The sequence below is a fragment of the Deltaproteobacteria bacterium genome (assembly GCA_019309045.1).
In the GTDB taxonomy this organism is placed as follows: Bacteria; Desulfobacterota; Syntrophobacteria; order BM002; family BM002; genus JAFDGZ01.
Genome location: JAFDGZ010000135.1, coordinates 1 through 4,977, shown reverse-complemented (window position 1 = coordinate 4,977; position 4,977 = coordinate 1). Strand labels below are relative to the sequence as shown.

The 4,977-nt window shown below is 50.4% G+C and carries 6 protein-coding genes; 3 read left to right on the top strand and 3 right to left on the bottom strand.

Going from position 1 to position 4,977, the window contains the following annotated elements; all coding sequences use genetic code 11:
* Both JRI89_16485 and JRI89_16480 read left to right on the top strand, forming a co-directional pair.
* The coding region (locus tag JRI89_16485; protein MBW2072831.1) for a hypothetical protein at window positions 1-309 on the top strand (309 nt) is incomplete at its 5' end.
* A gap of 173 nt (window positions 310-482) precedes the next feature.
* Window positions 483-1,013: a ferritin family protein gene (locus tag JRI89_16480; GenBank protein ID MBW2072830.1), complete on the top strand. Its 531-nt coding sequence runs from the start codon at window positions 483-485 to the stop codon at window positions 1,011-1,013.
* Between the two features lie 50 nt (window positions 1,014-1,063).
* On the opposite strand, the gene JRI89_16475 is transcribed toward JRI89_16480, so the two are convergent.
* Complete coding sequence (locus tag JRI89_16475) at window positions 1,064-2,425, bottom strand: sigma 54-interacting transcriptional regulator (GenBank protein ID MBW2072829.1); 1,362 nt, start codon at window positions 2,423-2,425, stop codon at window positions 1,064-1,066.
* 103 nt (window positions 2,426-2,528) lie between these two features.
* Window positions 2,529-3,482: an EamA family transporter gene (locus JRI89_16470; GenBank protein ID MBW2072828.1), complete on the bottom strand. Its 954-nt coding sequence runs from the start codon at window positions 3,480-3,482 to the stop codon at window positions 2,529-2,531.
* 292 nt (window positions 3,483-3,774) lie between these two features.
* Here JRI89_16470 and JRI89_16465 point away from each other — a divergent pair, with 292 nt between their 5' ends.
* Entirely contained in the window at window positions 3,775-4,452 is a 678-nt protein-coding gene (locus JRI89_16465; protein ID MBW2072827.1) for a hypothetical protein, read from the top strand.
* A 332-nt stretch (window positions 4,453-4,784) separates the two neighbouring features.
* On the opposite strand, the gene JRI89_16460 is transcribed toward JRI89_16465, so the two are convergent.
* Window positions 4,785-4,977: hypothetical protein (locus tag JRI89_16460; GenBank protein ID MBW2072826.1), on the bottom strand; the 193-nt coding region annotated here is incomplete at its 5' end.

Below are 4,977 nucleotides of genomic sequence, written 5' to 3'. Positions count from 1 at the left end.
TTTCTTGTGGCAGCCATCCTTGCTGGCTGGCTCAAATCAGGCCTGATATTGAACCGCACTGCAGATCGCACAATAGACAGGATTCACCTGAGGGACGCCAATGGTTGTGCAGGGGGTTTTCTGTCTGTTCGCGGCTGGCTGCTGGTGGCAGCCATGGTGGTGCTTGGACGTACTCTGCGGGCTTCCCCTTTGCCTCGTTCAGTACTCGGATTCATTTATGCCGCAGTGGGCACCGGGCTGCTCTTGTCGAGCCGCCGCATCTGGCAGGCATGCCGGCGGCTACCGCCAGAAGATTCCAGCACCTCATAAGCTTTTGGAATAGAGCAAAGGATCTGTGCCTGCTATGATTCGGCAGAACATCCCCAGATTCTTTGCGGTGGGCAGCGAGATAATGATGGCAACGATGGACACTGTAATCTACTGCAGGTGGAGCAAGAGCAACAGGATATTGTCCAGATAACCATGGAGCGGGAGGAAGGTACATGAATATATCGACAGAGGAGCGAATAAAGGCTCTAGAGGTTGCCCTCACCAATGAGTCACGCGAAAGGGACTTTTACCTGAGACATAGTGAGAGGACTGCCAACCCACTGGGCAAAGAGATGTTTCAATCCATAGCCAGAGATGAAGAAGAACACTACCAGAAGATTCTGGAGCTCAGCAAGAAATTGAAAAAAGAAGGTCGCTGGCCGGAAACTCTTCCCCTGGAAGTCAAGGGCACGGAGATCAGAAATGTGTTGCGAAGGGTGGTTGAATCAGTAGACACTTCCGCCAGAGCAGACACAGATGATATGGAAGCCGTCAAGATTGCCATAGACTTTGAAGCAAAAGGTGAAAAATTTTATGGGGAACTGCGTGATGGTGTAAACGATCCTGTTGAGAAGGAGTTCTACGATCTTCTTGCCATGATGGAAAGGGAGCACCGCCTTTCCTTGGAGGATACCTACGAATACTTCAAAGATCCGGAAGCATGGTACCGGCTCAAAGAAAGGCCTCATGCGGACGGTGCCTGAGCTGCACCTTTCACGGTTGATCTTGCCCGAACAGCTAGCTTTCTCTGTTTTCAGCCCAGCTGCGAGTTTGAAGTGAGCTGATATTTTTTCATTTTGCGCCAGAGTGTGGAACGGTGGATTCCCAGGTCCCTGGCAGCGCCGGTAATGCTTCCCTGATGCCGTTCCAGAGCTTTGCGGATGAGTTCACGCTCCAGTTCTTGCAGAGTTGCCAGATCATGCTGCTCGCTGCTGGCAGAGCTGCGCCCGGGCGGTCGTCCTTTTTCAATGAGATACGCCGGCAGATGCCGGGGTTGGATTTCGATCCCCTTGCTGAGAATTACCGAGTGCTCCACAATATTCTGTAATTCCCGGACATTGCCGGGGAAATCGTAGTTCATCAATATCTTGAGTGCACTACGGGATACCCGGCGCACCTGTCTGGATAGTTTGAGGTTCATTATATCAATGAAGTGATCTATGAGTATTGGGATGTCTTCTCGACGTTCTCGCAAGGGAGGGATTCGCAGCCGGATGACATTTATGCGAAAAAAGAGATCTTCCCGGAACTCACCCCGCTGCATCATGGCCATGAGATCCCTGTTGGTGGCAGTGATGATGCGCACATCAGCCTTCTCAGTCTTGTTGCTGCCCAGAGGTTCGTATTCCTTCCGTTCCAGCACCCGCAACAGTTTGACCTGTGTACTCTTGCTCATATCACCGATTTCGTCCAGAAAGATAGTACCCCCTTGCGCCTGCTGGAAGCGTCCAGGTTTATCTCTTTTGGCGTCAGTGAAGGCGCCTTTCTTGTAGCCGAAAAGCTCCGACTCCAGCAGAGTCTCTGGTACTGCACCACAATTCACCTTGATGAAGGGCCCGTCGCGCCGTGGACTCAAATTATGAAGGGCAGTGGCAAAGAGCTCCTTGCCGGTGCCGCTTTCACCCTCGATAAGTACTGTTGCCTCGCTTTCTGCCACATCGGGGAGAATACCAAACAGTTCCAGCATGGGTTTTGATCGACTCAATATGTCCTGGAAGGAATAACGGCTGGATATTTCCTTGCGAAGTTGTTTGATGAGAGAAAGATCGCGGAAGGTTTCCACAGCTCCCATAATTTTACCCTTGTCGTCTTTGACAATGGCAGTGGAGATGCTAATGGGGATCTGTTTGTTCTGGCGATTGAGAATATTGACTTCGAGATTGACAATGTTTTCCGAAGTCTCGGTGGTGTGTTTCAAGGGACATGCTTCGAAGCATACATTGGCCCGGAAGATTTCGTGGCAGTACTGGCCGATGGCTTCCTCTCTGCGAAAGCCGGTAATGGTTTCGGCGGCTTTATTGAAGGAGGTGATCCTCCCCTCACAATCCACGGTAAATACGCCGTCAGCGATGCTGTCCAGAATGTATTTCGTCCAGGCTGGATCCGGCTCTTTCATGCTGTCCTTGACTGCTGTTTTCCCTCCGGCAAATGGCAGGGAATTTCACTGTTATATTTTTTTAATATTAACAATAACTTTAGTAGCTGACAACCAGTGGATCTCAGGTGGTTGTCCCGTCAGACTCGGGAGGTTCATGCCTGCGGCTGCGGATGAGCTCTGGAGTGAGAGTGTCCTGCTCCTTTCCCATTTGCAGCAGTACGATTGCAGTGATCACTAATATCCCTCCAGCAATCTGCAGCGGCTGCAGGGATTCGCCCAGAAAGGCGTAGGCGATAAATCCTGCGGAGATTGGCTCCAGGGTGGCGGTAATTGCCGCCCGAGTGGAACGGATGTAGTTTATCCCGACAAAGTAAAGACCAAAAGGTATTGCTGTACCGAATACGGCAATGTATAACAGACCGGTCCATTGGTTCAGAGAGAAACCCGCCCGTAAATAATAGAAGGGGGGATAGAGTATGTGCCAGGAAATAGCCGAGAAGAAGAGGGCATAAAAAAGGACAGTCCAGGGGGAGTAGCGATGCATGCCTCGCTCGCCCAGCAGAGTATAGGTTGCATAACAAACAGCCGAGGCTACACCCCAGAGGATGCCCAGGCGGTTCATTTGCAACAGATGGAGATTGTATCCCCCCACCACGAGGTAGCAGCCCGCAAAGGCAAGGCAAAGAGAGCTTATTTTCGTAATGGTCAGTCGCTCTTTCCAGAAACATATTGCATAGAGCGCAACCATGATCGGCGCCAGGTACTGCAGCAGTATGGCTGCGGCGACCTGTATCTTGCTGATGGCGGTAAAATAAGTGAGTTGTACGAGCGCCATGACGACAGCCCCCAGGAGAACAAAGAAGGCTATGTCCTTTTTGCGGATGCGAAAGAGGTGTCTGGCACGAAGCGCGAAGAACAAAGCGAGTAGGAGCGAACTGAAGGTAGCCCGCACCTGCACCACATCAAGAGGAGTGACTCTGCCGGCAAACAATGCCTTGCCTACTGTTCCTGAAGAGGCCCACATTACAGCAGCAGCAATTACACAGAGATAACCTTTCGACGAACTGTAGGCCATGGCGCTCTCCTTCAGGGCTGCACCTCACATATTGGCGGTGCTGAGCTGTCAGTGAGAGGCATGATTTTCCTTTGCGAGCGGTGGTCGTAATGGGGAATTCCCCCATATGTAGTTGCAAAGTTTTCTGAGAATCGACTCTCAGAACTAGCAATGGATTCTAGAATATTGGCCGATAAATTGCAAAACTAGTTTAGATTGCGGCATGGCTGCGCCAATTTATCTGAGAATCTGCGCGGGTGAGCACCGGTGCAAGCAGTCACTGCCCGTAGACGTTGATAAAAGGAGCGTTGCCATGCTTAGCAGAAAACGGTTGACAGTAATTTTCCTGAGTCTCTTCCTGTTGCCGGGATGTGCAGCCGCAAAATCGAAAGAGGAAAACGAGTTCCAGAACCTCCGGGTCGACCAGGTAAGAAGCCTTGTCAAAAGGCTGACCTCGCCTCAATTCGTGCCAATTGCGGGGGAAACGTTGTACCCGTTCTCTTTTTCTTTCCATAAAGTTAATAATAACAGTAACATAAGAGAGGGCAAGGGGTTCATTCTTGTGCAGGGTTCACTCTGGTGTCTGGTTCGCAAGTGGTTGGACAAGGAAACATTGGCTCTGGGAATGCGCGTCTTTATTGTGGATCGAGACAAGAAAGAATTTGTGGCAGAATTTCGCCAGTGGCCGAAGGGCAACAAGAGAGCAAAATGGAACAACTGGTTGTGCATTCGCCTGGATCAGAGCGAATCTTCTGCCAGTGATGCCTACTACCTCGAATGGTATTTTCCAGAAGGCACTGAACAGCGCATTGTCCCTGCAGATAAGTGGAGTCTTTACGGCCAGTTCACCTGGTTGGCCAATGGACTTCTCGAGAAGATGACAAGTTTTACAAACTCTTATGTTCGCTATTACTACAATGGTCTCAAAATAACGCGCATCGAGTTCGGCAAAGAAGGGTCGACTCACACCATGACATCTTTCAAATATTAAGACAATACTTTATTGTTTCGAACCAAATGGCTGGTAATTCCATGAGATATGTCCGTCAATACAGGGACCCCTATATTATACCCTGCACCCTGATAACATAACTGATAACTGATGACCCGCAACTCCCTATAGCAGCGAGACGCTGTTCCCACAACTTGCAGGAGATATCCATCTTTCTGGGGAAGCGGCATCTTGCCGTGAGCCCAGCGTTACTCAGTGATACACCCTTATCACGCAGCACGAGCAATTTTCACTGGAGGTCTCTTTAATGCTGCCTCCTGCACCGTTTATCCTTAATAGCAACAATGTCAATATGTTAAGGACGCGCCCTCTTATGGTTTGAACTGCAGTTCATGTAGCCTGTAATAGAAGCCCTTGCGGGCCATGAGCTCGGCATGGCTGCCCTCTTCAACAATATGCCCCTGATGAAGGACGAGGATACGGTCGGCCTTCTGGATTGTGGACAAACGATGCGCGATAACTATGGTGGTGCGTCCTTCGAAGAGTTGTTCGAGGGCTTGCTGA